Annotated in this window: 20 protein-coding genes; 6 read left to right on the top strand and 14 right to left on the bottom strand. The window is 71.5% G+C overall.

Annotated elements, in window-relative coordinates; genetic code table 11:
• Positions 1-7: 7 nt before the first annotated feature.
• A complete protein-coding gene (locus tag ABZ805_RS01225; RefSeq protein WP_358432635.1) occupies positions 8-1,666 on the bottom strand; it encodes an FAD-binding oxidoreductase in 1,659 nt (552 codons plus the stop codon).
• 16 nt (positions 1,667-1,682) lie between these two features.
• Here ABZ805_RS01225 and ABZ805_RS01220 point away from each other — a divergent pair, with 16 nt between their 5' ends.
• The 4 genes from ABZ805_RS01220 to ABZ805_RS01205 all read left to right on the top strand — a co-directional run bounded on the left by ABZ805_RS01220 (position 1,683) and on the right by ABZ805_RS01205 (position 6,093).
• Positions 1,683-2,339, top strand: a complete 657-nt coding sequence (locus ABZ805_RS01220) for a TetR/AcrR family transcriptional regulator (protein ID WP_358432633.1) — start codon at positions 1,683-1,685, stop codon at positions 2,337-2,339.
• Complete coding sequence (locus ABZ805_RS01215) at positions 2,336-3,904, top strand: FAD-dependent oxidoreductase (RefSeq protein WP_358432631.1); 1,569 nt, start codon at positions 2,336-2,338, stop codon at positions 3,902-3,904. Before ABZ805_RS01220 ends, ABZ805_RS01215 begins: the two co-directional genes overlap by 4 nt.
• Positions 3,905-3,997: 93 nt before the next feature.
• Entirely contained in the window at positions 3,998-4,909 is a 912-nt protein-coding gene (locus ABZ805_RS01210) for an ATP-binding cassette domain-containing protein (RefSeq protein WP_358432629.1), read from the top strand.
• Positions 4,906-6,093 (top strand): ABC transporter permease, encoded by a 1,188-nt coding sequence (locus ABZ805_RS01205; protein ID WP_358432627.1) that lies wholly within the window; start codon positions 4,906-4,908, stop codon positions 6,091-6,093. The genes ABZ805_RS01210 and ABZ805_RS01205 overlap by 4 nt, the downstream gene beginning before the upstream one ends.
• Positions 6,094-6,160: 67 nt before the next feature.
• Here the strand turns inward: ABZ805_RS01205 and ABZ805_RS01200 are convergent, their stop codons facing one another.
• The 8 genes from ABZ805_RS01200 to infA form a co-directional block, all read right to left on the bottom strand.
• On the bottom strand, positions 6,161-6,991 hold the full coding sequence (locus ABZ805_RS01200) for a tRNA pseudouridine synthase A (protein WP_358432729.1): 831 nt from the start codon (positions 6,989-6,991) through the stop codon (positions 6,161-6,163).
• Between the two features lie 68 nt (positions 6,992-7,059).
• Entirely contained in the window at positions 7,060-7,605 is a 546-nt protein-coding gene (gene rplQ, locus ABZ805_RS01195) for a 50S ribosomal protein L17 (RefSeq protein ID WP_358432625.1), read from the bottom strand.
• A 50-nt stretch (positions 7,606-7,655) separates the two neighbouring features.
• Complete coding sequence (locus tag ABZ805_RS01190) at positions 7,656-8,738, bottom strand: DNA-directed RNA polymerase subunit alpha (protein WP_224956624.1); 1,083 nt, start codon at positions 8,736-8,738, stop codon at positions 7,656-7,658.
• A gap of 143 nt (positions 8,739-8,881) precedes the next feature.
• Positions 8,882-9,487 carry a 30S ribosomal protein S4 gene (gene rpsD, locus ABZ805_RS01185; RefSeq protein WP_224956626.1) on the bottom strand — a complete coding sequence of 202 codons (606 nt, stop codon included), beginning with the start codon at positions 9,485-9,487 and terminating at the stop codon, positions 8,882-8,884.
• A gap of 23 nt (positions 9,488-9,510) precedes the next feature.
• The gene (gene rpsK, locus ABZ805_RS01180) at positions 9,511-9,915 is read right to left on the bottom strand and encodes a 30S ribosomal protein S11 (protein WP_224956627.1); all 405 of its coding nucleotides are present in this window, start codon (positions 9,913-9,915) and stop codon (positions 9,511-9,513) included.
• A gap of 25 nt (positions 9,916-9,940) precedes the next feature.
• A complete protein-coding gene (gene rpsM, locus ABZ805_RS01175; RefSeq protein ID WP_358432622.1) occupies positions 9,941-10,321 on the bottom strand; it encodes a 30S ribosomal protein S13 in 381 nt (126 codons plus the stop codon).
• A 174-nt stretch (positions 10,322-10,495) separates the two neighbouring features.
• Positions 10,496-10,609, bottom strand: a complete 114-nt coding sequence (gene rpmJ / locus ABZ805_RS01170; RefSeq protein ID WP_184476415.1) for a 50S ribosomal protein L36 — start codon at positions 10,607-10,609, stop codon at positions 10,496-10,498.
• A 53-nt stretch (positions 10,610-10,662) separates the two neighbouring features.
• On the bottom strand, positions 10,663-10,884 hold the full coding sequence (gene infA / locus ABZ805_RS01165) for a translation initiation factor IF-1 (RefSeq protein WP_009948665.1): 222 nt from the start codon (positions 10,882-10,884) through the stop codon (positions 10,663-10,665).
• 564 nt (positions 10,885-11,448) lie between these two features.
• On the opposite strand from infA, the gene ABZ805_RS01160 reads away from it, so the two are divergent.
• Both ABZ805_RS01160 and ABZ805_RS01155 read left to right on the top strand, forming a co-directional pair.
• The gene (locus tag ABZ805_RS01160) at positions 11,449-12,090 is read left to right on the top strand and encodes a methyltransferase domain-containing protein (RefSeq protein ID WP_358432619.1); all 642 of its coding nucleotides are present in this window, start codon (positions 11,449-11,451) and stop codon (positions 12,088-12,090) included.
• Positions 12,091-12,205: 115 nt separating this feature from the next.
• Positions 12,206-12,808 carry a methyltransferase domain-containing protein gene (locus tag ABZ805_RS01155; protein WP_358432617.1) on the top strand — a complete coding sequence of 201 codons (603 nt, stop codon included), beginning with the start codon at positions 12,206-12,208 and terminating at the stop codon, positions 12,806-12,808.
• Between the two features lie 103 nt (positions 12,809-12,911).
• Here ABZ805_RS01155 and map read toward each other — a convergent pair whose 3' ends face one another.
• The 5 genes from map to ABZ805_RS01130 form a co-directional block, all read right to left on the bottom strand.
• Positions 12,912-13,703 carry a type I methionyl aminopeptidase gene (gene map, locus ABZ805_RS01150; RefSeq protein WP_358432615.1) on the bottom strand — a complete coding sequence of 264 codons (792 nt, stop codon included), beginning with the start codon at positions 13,701-13,703 and terminating at the stop codon, positions 12,912-12,914.
• 33 nt (positions 13,704-13,736) lie between these two features.
• Entirely contained in the window at positions 13,737-14,291 is a 555-nt protein-coding gene (locus ABZ805_RS01145) for an adenylate kinase (protein ID WP_358432613.1), read from the bottom strand.
• Between the two features lie 258 nt (positions 14,292-14,549).
• Positions 14,550-15,854 (bottom strand): preprotein translocase subunit SecY, encoded by a 1,305-nt coding sequence (secY, locus tag ABZ805_RS01140; RefSeq protein WP_358432611.1) that lies wholly within the window; start codon positions 15,852-15,854, stop codon positions 14,550-14,552.
• Between the two features lie 506 nt (positions 15,855-16,360).
• On the bottom strand, positions 16,361-16,957 hold the full coding sequence (locus tag ABZ805_RS01135; RefSeq protein WP_358432609.1) for a hypothetical protein: 597 nt from the start codon (positions 16,955-16,957) through the stop codon (positions 16,361-16,363).
• A gap of 214 nt (positions 16,958-17,171) precedes the next feature.
• Entirely contained in the window at positions 17,172-17,777 is a 606-nt protein-coding gene (locus ABZ805_RS01130) for a hypothetical protein (protein ID WP_358432607.1), read from the bottom strand.
• Positions 17,778-17,789 lie beyond the last annotated feature (12 nt).

Here is a 17,789-nt window from a genome sequence, read left to right as displayed (position 1 = left end):
CGGGCGGTCACCGGCCGACGAGCTTGCCGGGGTTCAGGATTCCGGTGGGGTCCACGGCCTGCTTGACCGCGGCGAGCACCGAGGTGCCGATGCCGCCGATCTCGGCCTCCAGCCACGGCAGGTGGTCGGTGCCCACCGCGTGGTGGTGGGTGAGCGTCCCGCGCCCCAGCGCGTGGCCCGGCACCCGCTCGGTGATGGCACCGGTGGCGGCCTCCTTCGCGCGCCGCCACTGGTCGATCGGGTCCGCGCCGCGCGCCGCCAGCACCGTGAAGTACAGCGAGGCGCCCGTCTCGTAGGCGTGCGACAGGTGGCACATCACGATCGGCGGCTGCCCGTCCCGGTCCAGCTCGCGCACCAGCGCCGCCCGCACCGCGGACCGCAGCTCGCTCAGCCTCGACCAGCAGGTCGCCGTCTCCAGCGTCTCCACGCACACGCCCACGTCGAGCAGCGCGTCCCGCTGCCGCGGGCCCGCGAACCTGGCCGCGTGCCAGGCCTCCCCGCCGCGCGGCCCCAGCCGCAGCGAGCGGAACCCGTGCAGCGCCCGCAGCGTCGCCCCGCGGCGCTGCTTGAGCTCCGCCGCCGACGCCGCCTCCCAGCCCAGCACCAGCAGGCACGGCTCGTCGATCCGGCTGCCCAGCAGCAAGGTGCGCAGCGCCCGGGACTTCACGCCGCCGGAGAGCTCCAGCTGCACCGCCGTCTCGTCCACATCGGACAGCCGGGTGACGTCGGCGAGGACCCGCTGCTGCGCCAGCGAGCGCACCGCGTCCGCGGCCGCCTGCCAGCCGTCCAGCACCAGCGCCTCGTAGCGCATCTCGGTGGGCTTCGGGCGCACCCGCACCGCCACCTCGGTGATCACGCCCAGCGCGCCCTCCCCGCCGATGGCGAGCTGGCGCAGATCCGGGCCCGCGGCCGAAGCGGGCGCGGCGCCGAGCCGCCACTCCCCCACCGGCGTCGCCACCCGCACGCCCTCGACCATGTCCGCGAACCGCCCGTACCCGGCGGAGGCCTGACCGGCGGAGCGGGTCGCCGCGAACCCGCCGATCGTGGCGCGCTCGAAGGACTGCGGGAAGTGGCCCAGGGTGAACCCGTGCGCGGCCAGCAGCGACTCCGCCTCCGGCGCCCGCACCCCGGCCTGCAGCACCGCGATCCGCGACACCGGGTCGACCGACACCAGCCGGTCCAGCCGGGCCAGGTCCAGCGCCACCACGGCCCGCTTCGCCCCGCGCAGCGCGGTCACCCCGCCGACCACCGAGGTCCCGCCGCCGAAGGGCACCACCGCCACGTCGTGGCGCACGCACAGCTCCAGCACCCGCTGCACCTGCTCCGGATCGGCCGGCAGCAGCACCGCGTCCGGCACGGCCAGGTCGACACCGTCGCGGCGGCGCAGCAGATCGCTGTAGGACAGGCCGCCCGCTCGTCCCAGCCGCGCGGTCGCGCCGGTCTGCACCTGGTGCTCGCCGAGCAGCTCCACGAGCTCCGCCCGGGCCTCCGCGGGCAGCGCGCCGTCCGGCACCTCCAGAAGCGAAGGGGGCGCGGCGGGCGTGCTGGCGCCGTCGAGGCCGAGGCGCCCGGACAGCCAGCGCAGCGCATGGGTGGGCAGCGGTGCGGCACCGGCCCCGGAGGGCGTCCAGCCACCGCGCAGGGTGTGGTCGATCAACTCGCTCACCAGTACAGTGTTACACATGGCGTCGCAACGTCACAGCGCCGCGGGCTGGCCGGGCCTTCCCACCCGGACCGCGGCGAACCGGGTCGAGGACACCGCGATCCTGCGCGCCGCGCGGGACAGCGTCCTCGCGCACGGGGTGCGGCGCACCACCCTCACCGACGTCGCCCGCCGCGCCCGGATCAGCCGGATGACGTTGTACCGGCGGTTCCCCGACGCCTCCGCACTGGTCGGGACCCTGGTGGCCTGCGAGTTCTCCGCCGTGCTGCGTTGCGCCCGGGCGCAGGAGGGCGGCGGGAACGCCCGCGAGCGGCTCGTCGCCGTCGTGCTCGACGTCGTCGCGCGACTGCAGGGCTCGGCGCTGCTGCGCCGCATCCTCGACACCGACCCCGACCTGCTGCTGCCGTACCTCGTGGACCGGCTCGGCAGCACCCAGCTCACCGCGGAGGCCTTTCTGCTCGGCTACCTCGACGAAGGACGCGCGGACGGTTCGGTGCGCCGCGCCGAACCCGCCGTGCAGGCCAGGGCGCTGCTGCTGCTCCTGCAATCCTTCGTGATCTCCGCCCGGCCGGGCACCACCGGCACCGACCCCGACGCGCTGCACCGCGAACTGGGCGCACTGCTCGACGCGGCGCTGCGGCCCGCACCCCGACCGACCGCACCGGAGGCCCCATGAGCACCACGCCGCTGCCCGCGGGCTCGCTGCGCGCCACCTCGCTGAACGCGGCGCGGCGCGCCACCGAGCTCACCGCGGCCGCCGAGGACGTGCTGGACCTGCTGGTGGTCGGCGGCGGCGTCACCGGCAGCGGCATCGCGCTGGACGCGGCCTCCCGCGGGTTGCGGGTCGCCCTGGTCGAAGCCGACGACCTCGGCCGCGGCGCCACCCGCTGGTGCGGCGAGGCCGTGCACGGCGGACCGCGCGGCCTCGCCCCCGGCGACCTGGCGCTGGCCCGGGAGAACGCGGTGGGGCGCGACGTGCTCATGACGCGCACGGCACCGCACCTGGTGCGCACCCTGCCGCAGCTCATCCCGCTGCACGACGGCACCACCCGCCGCGCCGAGGCCGTGCTGACCGCCGGGATGCACGCGGCCGACGCGCTGCGCCGCACCGCCCGCACCCCGTCCGCGCTGCTGCCCCCACCGCGCCGGGTGCCCGCAGCCGAAGCGGGCGCGCTGGTGCCGGGACTGCGCGGCGACGGGCTCCGCGGTGGGCTGCTGGGCTACGACGGGCAGCTCCTCGACGACGCGCGGCTCGTCGTCGCGCTCGCCCGCACCGCCGCCGGATTCGGCGCCCGCGTGCTCACCCGGGTGCGCGCCACCGCGCTGGACCGGCACGGCGCGGACGCCGTCGACGAGCGCACCGGGCAGCGGCTGCGGCTCTCCGCGCGGGCCGTGGTGAACGCGACCGGGGCGCGCGCCGCGGAACTCGACCCGGAGGTGCGGCTGCGCACCGTCCGCGCCGCGCACCTGGTGGTGGACGCCGACGCCGCCGGGATCACCGCCACCGGGCTCGTGCTGCCCACCGAATCCGGACGCTGCACCGCGCTGCTGCCGCAGGCCGACGGCACCGCGCTGCTCGGGCTGGCCGCCGAACCCGCCACCGGGCCGGTCGCCGCCGAGGTTCCCGAGTCCGATGTGGACGCACTGCTGGACGCGGTCCGCGACGCGCTGGACGTGCCGCTGCGCCGGGAGCACGTGCTCGGTTCGTTCGCCGCGCTGCGCCCGCGGTACGACGACTCGGCGGGCAACCGCCAGGACTCCGCCGACCTGTTCCGCAAGCACGCCATCCGCACCTCGCCGGACGGCGTCGTCACCGTCGTCGGCGGCCGCACCACCGGCTACCGGCGGCAGGCCGCCGAAGCCGTCGACACCGCCGTCCGCGCCGCCGGACTGCCCGCGGGCCCGTCTCGCACCACCGCGGTGCCGCTGGTCGGCGCCGCCGAACGGGCGCGGCTGAACCAGATCGACGGGCCGCAACGGCTCGTCGCGCGCCACGGCACCGAAGCCGCGCGGGTCGCCGCGCTCGCCGAACTCGACCCCGAGCTCGCCGACCCCGTCGCATCCGGCACCGAGCTCACCGCCGCCGAAGTGCTGTGGGCGGTGCGGCACGAAGGCGCCCTCGACGCCGACGACGTGCTCGACCGCCGCAGCCGCCTCGGCATGCACCCCGCCCTGCGCGCTCGGGCCGCGCCCGCGGTGACCGCGCTGGTCGACAAGGCCCTGCACGGGCTGCTCGGCTGATCCGGCCGGAAAAATCCCACAGCCCGCCCGCTCCCCCACCCCCATCAGGCACGATGATCCGAGTCGGCACCCGACCGGAGGAGGCGTTTGCACGTGGCGGACAGCGGTCTGGAGATCGACCGCATCTCCAAGCGCTACGGCGAGACCACCGCCCTGCGCGACATGGCGTTCACCGTGGGAGCGGGCGAGCTGTTCGGCTTCGTCGGCAGCAACGGCGCGGGCAAGACGACCACCATGCGCATCGCGCTCGGCGTGCTCGCCGCCGACTCCGGTGAGGTCCGCTTCCGCGGCCGACCGCTCGACCTCGACGTGCGCAGGCGCTTCGGCTACATGCCGGAGGAACGCGGGCTCTACCCGAAGATGAAGGTCGCCGAACAGCTCGCCTACCTCGGCGAACTGCACGGCATGGGCCGCCCCGGCGCCCGCGCCGCCGCCGAGCGCTGGACCGACCGGCTCGGCCTGCGGGACCGCCGCGACGAGCAGGTGCAGCGGCTCAGCCTCGGCAACCAGCAGCGCGTGCAGCTGGCCGCTGCCCTGGTGCACGACCCCGAGGTGCTGGTGCTCGACGAGCCGTTCTCCGGCCTCGACCCCGTCGCCGTCGAGGTGATGGGCGAAGTGCTGCGCGAAACCCGCGACCGCGGCGTGCCGGTGCTGTTCTCCAGCCACCAGCTCGACCTGGTGCAACGGCTCTGCGACCGGGTCGGCATCGTCCGCGGCGGCAGCATGATCGCCTGCGGCGGGGTGGACGAGCTGCGCGAGCAGGGCCCCGCCCGCCTCGTGGTGCACGCCCCGCGAGCCGCGCCCGGCTGGACCGACGGTCTCCCCGGAGTCCGCGTCCTCCGGCAGCAGGAGGGCCGCAGCACCCTCGAACTCGCCGACGGCACCGACGACCAGGTGGTGCTGCGCGCCGCGCTCGCCACCGGACCGGTGCACGAGTTCCACCGGGTCCGCCCCGACCTCACCGACCTGTTCCGCGCCGTCGTCACCGAGGAAGGTGCCGCGTGAGCCCCGCCCGCACCGTGTGGACCGTCGCCCGCCGCGAGGTCAACACGCGCATCCGCACCAGGTCGTTCCTGCTCAGCACGGTCGCGATCCTGGTGATCCTGGTCGGCTACGCGGGCCTGATGTTCTTCATCGGGCAGCAGAGCGGCAACGCGAAGATCGGGTTCACCGGGCAGGCCACCGCCGTCGCCGCCCCGCTGCGGAGCACCGCGGCCCGGCTCGGCACCACCGTGGACACCACCCGCATCCCCGACCAGGCCACCGGGGAACGGCTCGTCGCCGACGGCGAGCTGGACGGCCTGGTCACCGGTGCTCCGGACGCGTTGAACCTGGTGGTCCGCACCGAGCCGGACGCGGCGGTGCGCACCGCGCTCGACGAGGTGGTGCGCCAGCAGGCCCTCGACGCCCAGCTCGCGATGGCCGGGCTGGAACCCGCCGAGGTGCACGAGGTGCTGGCCGGCGCGCACGTGGACGTGCGGAGCCTGGAACCGGCCGATCCGCAGCGCGGCCAGCGGCTCGGCGTGGCCGTCGGCGCCGGGATGCTGCTGTACTTCTTCCTGATCATGTTCGGGCAGGCCGTGGCGCAAGGCGTCGTGGAGGAGAAGACCAGCCGGGTCGTGGAGATCCTGCTGTCCACCATCCGCCCCACCCAGCTGCTCGCCGGGAAGGTGCTGGGCATCGGCCTCGCCGGGCTGGCGCAGTTCGTGCTGATCGGCGGGATCGGGCTGGCCGCCGCCATCGGGTCCGGGGTGCTCGCGCTGCCGTCCGCGGCGCTGCTCGGGACGTTGCTGTGGACGCTGGTGTGGTTCCTGCTCGGCTTCTTCCTGTACGCCACGGTCCTCGCGGCCGCCGCCTCGCTGGTCTCGCGGCAGGAGGACCTGCAGAGCGTCGTCAGCCCGGTGATCATGGTGCTGGTGGTGCCGTTCCTGGTCGGCATCACCGTGCTGCCGGACGATCCGAACAGCGGGCTGGGCGCGGTGCTGTCCCTGGTGCCCGGGTTCTCGCCGGTGCTGATGCCGATGCGGACCGCGCTGGGCGTCGCCGAACCGTGGGAGTGCGTGGTGTCGGTGGTGCTGGGCGTCGCCGCGCTGCTCGTGCTGCTGCGGCTCGGCGGGCGGATCTACGCGAACGCGGTGCTGCGCACCGGGGCCCGGGTGAAGCTCACCGACGCGCTGCGCCGCACCTGACGCGGGAACGGCCCGCACGGAACCCCGATGGGCCGCGCAACAGCCCTGCTGCGCTGCGGTTCTCCCCTCAGCCGAGCGAGCGCAGCCCGCGCGTCCGCTCGGCCCGCACCGCCAGTTCCGCCGCCTCCGGGTAGTCCACGCCGAGCAGGGTGAGCCCGTGCGCGGGCGCCACCGCGCTGGTGCGCTCCCCGGCTCCGGCGAGCTCCGCGGGCCAGCCGCCACCGCGCCGCCCGTCCCCGACGAGCAGCAGCGCCCCCACCAGGCTGCGCACCATCGAATGGCAGAACGCGTCCGCGCTCACCCGCGCCACGATCAGGTGCTCGGCGACCCGCTCCCACTCGAAGCGCTGCAGCTCCCGCACCGTCGTCGCGCCCTCCCGCGGCTTGCAGAACGCCGCGAAGTCCCGCAGTCCCAGCAGGTCGAGCGAGGCCGCGTTCAGCGCCGCCACGTCCACCGGGCGGTTCCACGCCAAGGTGTCCCGCCGCCGCAGCGGGTCCACGCCCCACGACGCGTCCGAGACCTGGTAGCGGTAGTGCCGCCGCAATGCCGAGAACCGGGCGTCGAAACCGGCGGGCGCCACCTGCGCGTCCAGCACCCGCACGTCGCCCGGCAGGATCCGGTTCCACCGGTGCCGCATCCGCTCCAGGTCCGGGATCCCCGCGTCGTCCAGCGGGATCCGCACGTTCGCGCCGCTCTCGAACGGCACCACGTCCACGTGCACCACCTGGCCGGTGGCGTGCACCCCGGCGTCGGTGCGCCCGGCCACCACCACCGAGCGCGGGATCTCGCGGCCCGGCGGCTGCTTGGCCAGCGCGTCCTCCAGCAGGCCCTGCACGGTGCGCCTGCCGGGCTGCTTGGCCCAGCCGGAGAAGTCGGTGCCCTCGTAGGACACGTCCAGGCGGAGACGAACGAGCCCGCCGTCCCCGTGGGGAGCGGCGGGCTCGTTCGCGGCGTCGTCGACCCGAATCAGGACTCGTCCTTCTTCGCGGTCTCCTCGGCCCCTGCCTCTGCGGCGTCGTCGGCCTTGGCCTCGACGGCGTCGTCGGCCTTGGTCTCCTCGGCCTCGACCGCGGGAGTCTCCTCCGCAGCCGGGGTGGCCTCGGCGTCCTTGGCGAACTTGGTGCCGCGAGCGGCTTCCGCCTCGGAGGTGACGGTCTTCTCCGTCACCAGGGCGATCACGGCCATCTTGGCGCTGTCACCGCGACGCGGCATCGCCTTGATGATCCGGGTGTAGCCGCCCGGACGCTCCGCGAAGTGCGGACCGATCTCGGCGAAGAGCTTGTGCACGACGTCCTTGTCGCGGATGGTCTTCATGACCTCGCGACGGTTGTGCAGGTCGCCCTTCTTGGCTTTGGTGATCAGGCGCTCGGCGAGCGGACGCAGCCGCTTCGCCTTCGCCTCGGTAGTCGTGATCTTGCCGTGCTCGAACAGCGACGTGGCCAGGTTGGCCAGCATCAGCCGCTCGTGCGCCGGCGACCCGCCGAGACGCGCTCCCTTGGTGGGGGTGGGCATCGCTTGCTCCTCTCAAGGCGCGGATCGGGTGGCCCTCCCGCGCAACACAGCTACAGCTGCTCTGTCTCCGCGTAGTCCTGACCGTCGTCGTAGCCGTTGTCCTCGGCCACCGACAAGGAGCCCAGCGGGGTGTCGTCGTCCGCCGACCAGCCCTCCGAGGCGTACTCGGCGGCAGCGGCCGACGGGTCGAACCCGGGCGGGCTGTCCTTGAGGGACAGGCCCAGGCCCACCAGCTTCAGCTTGACCTCGTCGATGGACTTCGCACCGAAGTTGCGAATGTCCAGCAGGTCGGCCTCGCTGCGCGACACCAGCTCACCGACGGTGTGAATCCCTTCCCGCTTGAGGCAGTTGTAGGAACGCACCGTCAGGTCCAGGTCCTCGATCGGCATCGCGTAGGCCGCGATGGTGTCGGCCTCCGCAGGCGACGGCCCGATCTCGATGCCCTCGGCGTCCACGTTGAGCTCGCGCGCCAACCCGAACAGCTCGACCAGGGTCCGACCGGCCGACGCGACCGCATCGCGCGGCGTGATCGACGGCTTGGTCTCGACGTCCAGGATCAGCTTGTCGAAGTCGGTGCGCTGCTCGACGCGGGTCGCCTCGACCTTGTACGTCACCTTCAGCACCGGCGAGTAGATCGAGTCGACCGGGATGCGGCCGATCTCGGCGCCGGTCTGCTTGTTCTGCACCGCCGGGACGTAGCCGCGACCGCGCTCGACGACGAGCTCGATCTCCAGCTTGCCCTTGCCGTTGAGCGTGGCGATGTGCAGATCCGGGTTGTGCACGGTGACCCCGGCCGGCGGCACGATGTCGGCCGCGGTGACCTCACCGGGGCCCTGCTTGCGCAGGTACATCGTGACCGGCTCGTCCTCCTCGGAACTCGTGACGAGCTCCTTGAGGTTCAGGATGACGTCGGTGACGTCCTCCTTCACGCCCGGGATGGTGGTGAACTCGTGCAGCACACCGTCGATCCGCAGGCTGGTGACGGCCGCACCGGGAATCGAGGACAGCAGGGTGCGGCGCAGCGAGTTGCCGAGGGTGTAGCCGAAACCGGGCTCCAGCGGCTCGATGACGAACCGGGAGCGGGTCTCGGTCACGGCCTCTTCGGCCAGTGAGGGTCGCTGGGAGATGAGCATGTGAGTTTCCTTTGCCTACGACGCCCGCTATTTGACGTCGGTGGAATGGCTGCCCGCGGCGAACCGCGGGCGGACGGCGGAATCCGGCTCCGCCGCCCGGACGGCCACCGCCGGCGACCTGGTGGGGCCGCCGGCGGGAAGCATCACTTCGAGTAGTACTCGACGATGAGCTGCTCGGTGACCGGGGTGTCGATCTGCGCGCGCTCCGGGAGCTGGTGCACCAGGACGCGGAGGTTCGACGGGACGACCTGCAGCCATGCCGGCACCGGCCGCTCGCCCAAGGTCTCCTTGGCGATGATGAACGGCGTGGTGTTGATCGACTTCGGCTTCACGTCGATGATGTCGAACTTCGAGACCTGGAAGCTCGGAACGTTCACCTTGGTGCCGTTGACCACGAAGTGGCCGTGGCTGACCAGCTGCCGCGCCATCCGCCGGGTGCGGGCCAGGCCCGACCGGTAGATCACGTTGTCCAGGCGGGACTCCAGCAGCTGCAGGAGGTTCTCGCCGGTACGGCCGGTGCGGCGGTTGGCTTCCTCGTAGTACGAGCGGAACTGGCGCTCGAGGATGCCGTAGGTGAAACGAGCCTTCTGCTTCTCCTGGAGCTGCAGCAGGTACTCGGTTTCCTTGATGCGCGCGCGCCCGTGCTGACCCGGCGGGTACGGACGACGCTCGAACGCCTGGTCCCCACCGATGAGGTCAACCTTCAGACGGCGGGACTTGCGGGTCGCGGGACCGGTGTAACGTGCCATCTTCTTCTACTCCTCTCCCGCGATCAGACCCGGCGCCGCTTGGGCGGCCGGCAGCCGTTGTGCGGCTGCGGGGTCACGTCCTGGATCGTGCCGACCTCGAGGCCGGCGGCCTGCAGCGAGCGGATCGCCGTCTCGCGGCCCGAACCCGGGCCCTTCACGAAGACGTCGACCTTCTTCATGCCGTGCTCGGCGGCCTTGCGGGCAGCGTTCTCAGCGGCCATCTGCGCGGCGTACGGGGTGGACTTGCGAGAGCCCTTGAACCCGACGTGGCCCGCGGAGGCCCAGCTGATCACAGCACCGGTCGGGTCCGTGATGGACACGATGGTGTTGTTGAAGGTGCTCTTGATGTGCGCCTGTCCGTGCGCGACATTCTTCTTTTCCTTGCGCCGCACCTTCTTGACGGCGCCGGTGCGAGACTTGGGTGGCATAGCTGTCGTGGTCTCCTAGCGACGCTTACTTCTTCCCGGCCTTCTTCTTGCCGGCGACCGTCTTCTTCGGCCCCTTGCGGGTACGGGCGTTGGTCTTCGTCCGCTGCCCGTTCAACGGGAGGTGGCGGCGGTGCCGCGTCCCCTCGTAGCAACCGATCTCGATCTTCCGGCGGATGTCGGCCGCGACCTCACGGCGCAGGTCACCCTCGACCCGAAAATTGTTCTCGATGTACTCGCGGAGCTTCGCGAGCTGCTCGTCGTCGAGATCCTTCGCGCGGGCGTCGAACGAGATGTCCGTCGCCTTCAGGATCTCCTGGGAACGGCTGCGGCCGATCCCGAAGATGTAGGTCAGCGCGACCTCCATGCGCTTGTCACGCGGGAGGTCGACACCGGTGATCCGTGCCATTGCGGCAGGTCTCCTTCGTGTCGTTCCAGGTCTGCAACCCCAGCCACCTCCGCACCTCGATCGGCGCGAAGCCCCGGCCTGGAACCGGGGGTGGACCGGCTCACCTCGCGAGCCGGCAGGTCAGGGGAGTTCCCTTGGATTGTCTGTGCAGCTACCCGTCTGCGACGGAAGCGATCAGCCCTGGCGCTGCTTGTGGCGCTGGTTGTCGCAAATGACCAGGACCCGCCCGTGACGGCGGATGATCTGGCACTTGTCGCAGATCTTCTTCACACTCGGTTGGACCTTCACGGCCTGTGCTCTCCTGCTCGGACGCGTGCCCGGTCTCCCGGACACCGTGGAGGTCACTTGTAGCGGTAGACGATGCGCCCACGGGAAAGGTCGTAGGGCGAGAGCTCCACGACGACCCGGTCCTCGGGCAGGATGCGGATGTAGTGCTGACGCATCTTGCCACTGATGTGCGCGAGGACCTTGTGCCCGTTCTCCAACTCGACGCGGAACATCGCGTTGGGGAGCGGCTCGATCACGCGACCCTCGACCTCAATGGCCCCGTCTTTTTTGCCCATGTCCTCCGCGTTTCGTGACGGTGACGGTTGGTAAGGCTTGCGCCTTCGGCCACCTGACCAGGAGACTTCCCCCTAGTGCCGGTGACAGGCGCGCTGCGGCCGGTCCGGACGCCCTGAGCCCTGCGGCGTGAACCGCGGGACACCCCTGGGGCGACTTGGCCAGCGGGTCGGAACCGACCCCCTGCACGTGCTCCCTGCGAGCAGGACGCACGACGAACCGGCGCGATGAGTGCGCCGTTGCTCCACTGTACGCGCACGCGGATCGCGCCTTCACCCGGGGCCCGGGCAACACCCCAGGTCGGCGGGCCCGAGCGGCTCGACGGCCCGACGTCCGGGCCTGCCGCGGCTCCGGACCGCCCACTCGGGCGGTTGCGGTGCCGCTCGCGGGCTGTCTACGTTCGATCTCACCTGGCAGTGCGACGACGACGTCGCCCGGCGCCACGGGCACTCCGGCCACCGGCTCGCCCGAGGCGCCCGGCCGGGGACGTCGCGAGGCCGCCCGGTCCGCGCATCGGCGCCCACCGCAATCCCGCTCCGACCACCGAACTCGCTTCGAGGAGAGCAGTGACCGCCCAACAGGACCGCCCCGCAGGCACCCGCCCGTCCGGCCTGCCCGGCAAGCTCGGCGAATACCGCACCTTCCTCGCCGGGGCCGTGCGCCACCCGCACCGGGTCGGCGCGGCCACCCCCACCTCGACGGCGGTCGCCGCGGTCGTCGCCCAGGTGGTCCCCACCACCGGCAGCCCGGTGGTGCTGGAACTCGGCCCCGGCACCGGGTCGCTCAGCGGCGGCATCCGGGACCGGCTGCCCGCCGGGGCGCGGCACGTCGGCATCGAGCTGGTGGACGAGATGGTGCACCACCTCCAGGCGCACGCGCCGTGGATGGAGCTGGTGCACGGCGACGCGGGCGATCTGGTGCCGCTGCTGGCCGAGCGCGGCATCGACCAGGTCGACGCGGTGATCAGCAGCATCCCGTGGTCGCTGCTCCCCGAGTTCGATCAGGACCGGATACTCGGCGAGGTCACCAAGGTCCTCGCCCCGCACGGCGCGTTCACCGCGCTGACCTACCTGCCCGCCGAGCACAACTCCGGCGGCCGACGGTTCCGGCAGCGGCTCGGCGAGACCTTCGACGAGGTGCTCACGCACACCACGTGGCGCAACTTCCCGCCGATCCTGCACTACATCTGCCGCCGACCGCTGCACTGATCGGACGGACCGCCCAGCGATCGCAATTCCCCCGTGCGGCGGCGTCACCGCCCGGCGGCGGCTCCCCGGTCGCTACCGTTCGGCACGGACCGCCCGACCGATCCAGGAGCGCCGAGTGAGCAAGCAAGCCAAGCTGCACGAGTACCGCACCTTCGTCACCCGCGCCGTGCGGCAACCCGGAACGGTGGGCGCCGTGCTGCCCACCTCGGAGCACGTGGCCCGTGCCGTCGCCGAGGTCGTGCCGGTGCACGGCACGCCGACGGTCCTCGAACTGGGCCCCGGCACGGGGGCGCTGAGCGGCGCGCTGCACGAACGGCTGCCCGCGGGCGCCGACCACTTCGCGGTGGAGATCGACTCGGAGATGGTGCGCTACCTCGCCTCGACCAAGCCGTGGCTGGAGGTCATCGAAGGCAACGCCCGCCACCTCGGCGACCTGCTGCGCACCGCGAACCGCAGCCAGGTCGACGCAGTGATCAGCAGCATCCCGTGGACCCTGCTGCCCGCCGACGAGCAGCGCGCACTGCTCGCGGAGGTCTCGAAGGCACTGACCCCGGGCGGCGTGTTCACCACCGTCACCTACGTGACGACGCTGTGGCGGCGGAACACGATCGCCTTCACCGAACTGCTGCGGGAGACCTTCGAGGAGGTGCTGCCGCGCAGCACCGTGTGGCGCAACGTCCCACCCGCCCGCGTCTACGTCTGCCGCCGGCCGCGCTGACGGCTCGCGATGCCGGCCGCGACCCGGTGAGCGCAGCGGAACGCCCCGCCCACCAGGTCGGCGAGCGGGGCGTTCCGCGAACGTTCGTCCGGTCGGAGCCGGATCAGCTCTCCGGGGCGGTGAGCACCCAGGGGCCGTTCTCGGTGATCGCGACGGTGTGCTCCCAGTGGGCCGCGCGGGAACCGTCGACGGTCACCACGGTCCACTCGTCGTCGAGCTCCTCGGTCTCCGCGGATCCCAGCGTCAGCATCGGCTCCACCGCCAGCGCCATGCCGACCCGCAGCTTGGGGCCGCGTCCCGGCTTGCCGAGGTTCGGCAGGAACGGCTCCATGTGCATCTCGGTGCCGATGCCGTGGCCGCCGTACTCGGCGATGATCCCGTACTGGTTGCCGTCGGCCTTGGCCGCGGCCTGCGCGGCGCTCTGCACCGCGTGCGAGATGTCGGTGAGGTGCGCACCGGCCTGGGCGCGCTGCAGCCCGGCCCACATCGCCTTGCGGGTGGCGTCGGACAGCGCCTGGTCCCGGGCACCGACGGTGCCGATGGACAGCGTGACCGCGGAGTCCCCGTGCCAGCCCTCCAGGATCGCGCCGCAGTCCACCGAGAGCAGGTCGCCGTCGGCGAGCACCTCGGACTTCGACGGGATGCCGTGCACGACCTTCTCGTTCAGCGACGCGCAGATCGACGCCGGGAACCCGTGGTAGCCCTGGAAGGACGGGACCGCGCCCGCGTCCCGGATCACCTGCTCGGCGAGCTCGTCGAGCTCACCGGTGCTGACGCCCGGTTCCGCCTTCGCCGTCACCGCGGCGAGCGCGTCGGCGACGACCAGCCCAGCGGCCCGCATGGCCTCGATCTCGCCGGTCGATTTGAGCTCGATGCCCTTGCTTCGCCGAAACACCCGTACTCCCCGTCCGTTCCTCGGTGTCGTCCGTCAGGCCTTCTGGCCCAGCGCGTCCAGCGCGCGGTCGGTGATCTCCTCGACCGAGCCGAGCGCGTCGATCTTGACGACCTTGGGGCGGTAGTAGTCCAGCAGCGGCTCGGTCTCCGAGTGGTAGACGGCGAGCCTGCGCCGGATCACGTCTTCGGTGTCGTCCGAGCGGCCGCGGGCGAGCATGCGGCTCACCAGCTCCTCCTCCGGCACGTCGAACTGGAGGACCGCGGAGAGCTCCATGCCGTTCTCGGCCAGGATCTCGCCGAGCACGTCGGCCTGCGGCGTGGTGCGCGGGAACCCGTCGAGCAGGAAGCCGTTCTGCGCATCCGGCTCCGCGAGGCGCTGCCGCACCATCTCGTTGGTGACCTCGTCGGGCACCAGTTCACCGGCGTCCATGTAGGACTTGGCCTTCTGCCCGAGCGGCGTGGAGTTGCCGATGTTCGCCCGGAACAGGTCGCCGGTGGAGATGTGCGGAACGGCGAGCCGTTCGCCCAGCACGGCCGCTTGGGTGCCCTTGCCCGCACCCGGCGGGCCGACGAGAACCAATCGCACCAAGGGTCTGCCTCCGAATCAATCCGGTGGTCTGCCACCACCTTCGTCGAGCGCTCCGCACTCACCCCGTGGAGTGCGGATGCTGATCACCGCGCGCGTTGCCCGATGTTCCGGCGACCCCGCGGTGCGCCTGGAACCAGCCCAGGCGGGCACCGCGTCGGGCGTCGCCACGGACGGACACCCTAGTGCACGCGCTGCGCAGAACGCCGATGAGCTTCCGCGATGCGAAACGTCGTGTCCGGTATCCGTTAGCCGACGAGTTTACCGGAGGAAACCCTCGTAGTTCCGCTGCGTGAGCTGGCTCTCGATCTGCTTCACCGTGTCCAGGCCGACGTTGACCATGATCAACACGGCGGTGCCGCCGAACGGGAAGTTCTGGTTCCCGCCCTGGCCGGTCAGGCCCAGGAAGAAGTTCGGCAGGATCGCGATGATGCCCAGGTACAGCGAACCGGGCAGCGTGATCCGGGAGAGCACGAAGCTCAGGTATTCAGCGGTCGGCCTGCCGGGCCGGATGCCGGGGATGAACCCGCCGAACTTCTTCATCTCGTCCGCCCGCTCTTCCGGGTTGAACGTGATCGAGACGTAGAAGTAGGCGAAGAAGATGATCATCGCCATGTACAGCAGGATGTGCACCCAGCTGGACGGGTCGACGATGTAGGTCTGGATGAACCGCGCCCACCAGGAGTCCTGGTTGCCGGCGAGCTGCCCGAGCAGCTGCGGCAGGTACAGCAGCGAGGAACCGAAGATCACCGGGATGACACCGGCCTGGTTCACCTTCAGCGGCAGGTAGGTCGAGGTGCCGCCGTACATCCGGCGCCCGATCATGCGCTTCGCGTACTGCACCGGGATGCGGCGCTGCGCCTGCTCGATGAAGACCACCGTCGCGATGATCGCGACCGCGAACACCAGGATCACCGCGAACACCAGGCCGCCGTGCGTCTGCAGGATCTGGCCGCCCTCGGCGGGGATCCGAGCCGCGATCGAGGTGAAGATGAGCAGCGACATGCCGTTGCCGATACCGCGCTCGGTGATCAGCTCGCCCATCCACATCAGCAGCGAGGCGCCCGCCGTCATCACGACCACGATCGTGATGAGGTTCAGCACCGAGCTGTCCGGGATGACGTCCGCGCTGCAGTTCGGGAACAGCTGGCCGCGCTCGGCGAGCGCGACGATGCCCGTCGCCTGCAGGACCGCGAGCGCGATCGCCAGGTACCGGGTGTACTGCGTCAGCTTCGCCTGGCCGGACTGGCCTTCCTTCTTCAGCTGCTCGAAGCGTGGAATGACCACCTGGAGCAGCTGCACGATGATGCTCGCGGTGATGTAGGGCATGATGCCCAGCGACAACACCGACAACTGCAACAACGCGCCACCGCTGAACAGGTTCAACAGCGAGAAGACGCTCTGACTGCCCTGCAACTCCTGGTAGCACTGCTGGACGTTCGGGTACGAGACCCCCGGAGAGGGAATCGTGGCGCCGAGCCGGTACAGCACGACCATGCCCAGAGTGAACAGGATCTTGCGGCGCAGGTCCGGCGTCGCCAGAGCCGAGCGGAAGGCGCCGAGCACGCGAACCTCCTGGTGCGCAAGCCGGGGGTACCGGCCGAACGATGGCCGGCTTCCCAATTCCTCGTACACGGGGCCGGCACGGCTGGAAAATCCACAGCACCGTGCTCGGCACGGTGCTGCCTGGGCGACTCTAGCAGGTCGCCGAACGCGTCCCGCCGGTCGGCGGTGATCCGCCGCACCTCGAATCGTTCCCGTTCGGCGAACACGGCTGGGAACGACCCGATCCACGCGCGGTGACCACCCGCGCCGGAACGCCCGCACAACACCGGAAATCCCCGCACAGCGCGAATTCGAACGCGCACAGCGAGTCGCGCCGGCTTCTCGTCGGCGGCGAAGCCGATGAGCAGCCGACCACCTGATCAACCGGCACCGCCGCGGGTTCTCAGCGGGATTCTCGCGAGGACAGCGCCTTCTCCTGTGGCAGAGCCACCGGAGAAAACGATCCCGCAGCGAGAATCCCGCTGACGTTCCGCCACCTCACCCGCTCGTAATCCGAGCGGACACGATCACCCGCAATTCGCGGCGTGCTCTTCTTCCGTCATGGGGCTGGTGTCCTGGACGACGGTGCTCTGCTGGTCCTCGGCGGGACCGGTGACCTCCATCGGCACGTACCAGATGTAGTGGTCGTAGAACTTGTCCTCGAAGTGCAGCTCGTAAGTGCCGTGCACCTTCTGCATCTTCGGTCCGTAGTAGACGCGCCCGGCGTCGCCCGGGTTCACGTCGATGTTCGTCGTCTGGCTCTCGGTGTGGGATTCCTTCCACTCGTGGCCGTAGCTGGCCTTGAAGGTCACCTTGAACACCTCGCCGAACGAGGTCGACATGGACAGCCCGAGGCTGTTGCTCTCCGAGGTGGTGTCGGACCAGCTGACGCCCATCCGCTGCGGCAGCTCGGTGCAGTTGAACGTGGGGCTGCCGACCTGCTCGGAGGTGTTCTGGAAGTACTCGGGTTCGCCTTCGGGGTGGAACACGCAGCTGTCGGTGCCGTTGTCGCACTTCTCCAGCAGCTCGCGGGCGGTGGGCTCGTCCGCAGCGGAGGCGGGCGGGGCGATCAGGAGTCCGGCGGCGGCGGTCGCGGCCGCGGCGGTGGCGATGCGTCGGATCATCGGGAGGCCTCTTCTCGGTAGGGCCGCGAGCTCGGCGCGGGCCGGGATTTCGCTGCGGGCGCCGGGCGCGCCACGGGCGCTGACCGCGTCACGGGCACCGGACGCATCACGAGCACCGGACGCATCGCGGACACTGCGCACGTCATGGGCACTGGGCGCACCACGAGCACTGGGCGCATCACGGGCACTGCGCACGTCACGGGCACTGCGCACCTCACGGGCACTGGGAGATCTCCTCCTCCGTCATGTCCCGCACGTGCTGGCTGACCGCGCTCGTCGGGTCCGGGGCCGGACCGGTGACCTCCATCGGCACGTACCAGATGTAGTGGTCGTGGAACTTGTCGCCGAAGTGCAGCTCGTAGGTGCCCTGCACCTTCTGCATCTGCGCGGCGCGCTCCACGGAACCCACCTGGTTCGGTTCGGTGTCCACGTAGGTCGTCTGGGATTCGGTGTGCGACTCCTCCCAGGTGTGCTCGTAGCTCTGCTCGTAGGCGACGGCGAAGACCTTCCCGAACCCGGCTTCGGTGGTCATGGACAGGCCGACGCTGTTGCTCTGCGAGGTGGTGTCCGACCACTCCACGGAGAACCGCTGCAGACCGTCGGTGCAGTTGTAGACCGGGTCGCCGACGACGTGCCGGTCCTCGGTGTAGTACTCCGGCTGCCCTTCCGGGTGGAACACGCAGCTGTCGGTGCCGTTGTCGCACTGCTCCATGAGCTCGCGGGTGGTCGGTTCGTCGGCGGCCGAGGCCGCGGGGGCGAAGGCCAGCGAGGCCAGCGAGAACGCGGAGACGAGCACCGCGCTGGTCCGGCGTGGGGACATGGCTTCTCCTCG

This window comes from Saccharopolyspora sp. NPDC047091, assembly GCF_040643635.1.
Taxonomy (GTDB): Bacteria; Actinomycetota; Actinomycetes; order Mycobacteriales; family Pseudonocardiaceae; genus Saccharopolyspora_C.
The sequence above is the reverse complement of the archived record's forward strand: the minus strand, read 5'-3'. Positions and strand labels throughout refer to the sequence as shown.

What these genes read in the sequence shown, in the direction of transcription:
- ABZ805_RS01220 (WP_358432633.1), top strand. Translation starts at nt 1,683, where the DNA reads ATGGCGTCGCAACGTCACAGCGCCGCGGGCTGGCCGGGCCTTCCCACC.
- ABZ805_RS01215 (WP_358432631.1), top strand. Translation starts at nt 2,336, where the DNA reads ATGAGCACCACGCCGCTGCCCGCGGGCTCGCTGCGCGCCACCTCGCTG.
- rplQ (WP_358432625.1), bottom strand. Translation starts at nt 7,605, where the DNA reads ATGCCCACCCCCACCAAGGGAGCGCGTCTCGGCGGGTCGCCGGCGCAC.
- ABZ805_RS01190 (WP_224956624.1), bottom strand. Translation starts at nt 8,738, where the DNA reads ATGCTCATCTCCCAGCGACCCTCACTGGCCGAAGAGGCCGTGACCGAG.
- rpsD (WP_224956626.1), bottom strand. Translation starts at nt 9,487, where the DNA reads ATGGCACGTTACACCGGTCCCGCGACCCGCAAGTCCCGCCGTCTGAAG.
- rpsK (WP_224956627.1), bottom strand. Translation starts at nt 9,915, where the DNA reads ATGCCACCCAAGTCTCGCACCGGCGCCGTCAAGAAGGTGCGGCGCAAG.
- rpsM (WP_358432622.1), bottom strand. Translation starts at nt 10,321, where the DNA reads ATGGCACGGATCACCGGTGTCGACCTCCCGCGTGACAAGCGCATGGAG.
- infA (WP_009948665.1), bottom strand. Translation starts at nt 10,884, where the DNA reads ATGGGCAAAAAAGACGGGGCCATTGAGGTCGAGGGTCGCGTGATCGAG.
- ABZ805_RS01135 (WP_358432609.1), bottom strand. Translation starts at nt 16,957, where the DNA reads ATGATCCGACGCATCGCCACCGCCGCGGCCGCGACCGCCGCCGCCGGA.
- ABZ805_RS01130 (WP_358432607.1), bottom strand. Translation starts at nt 17,777, where the DNA reads ATGTCCCCACGCCGGACCAGCGCGGTGCTCGTCTCCGCGTTCTCGCTG.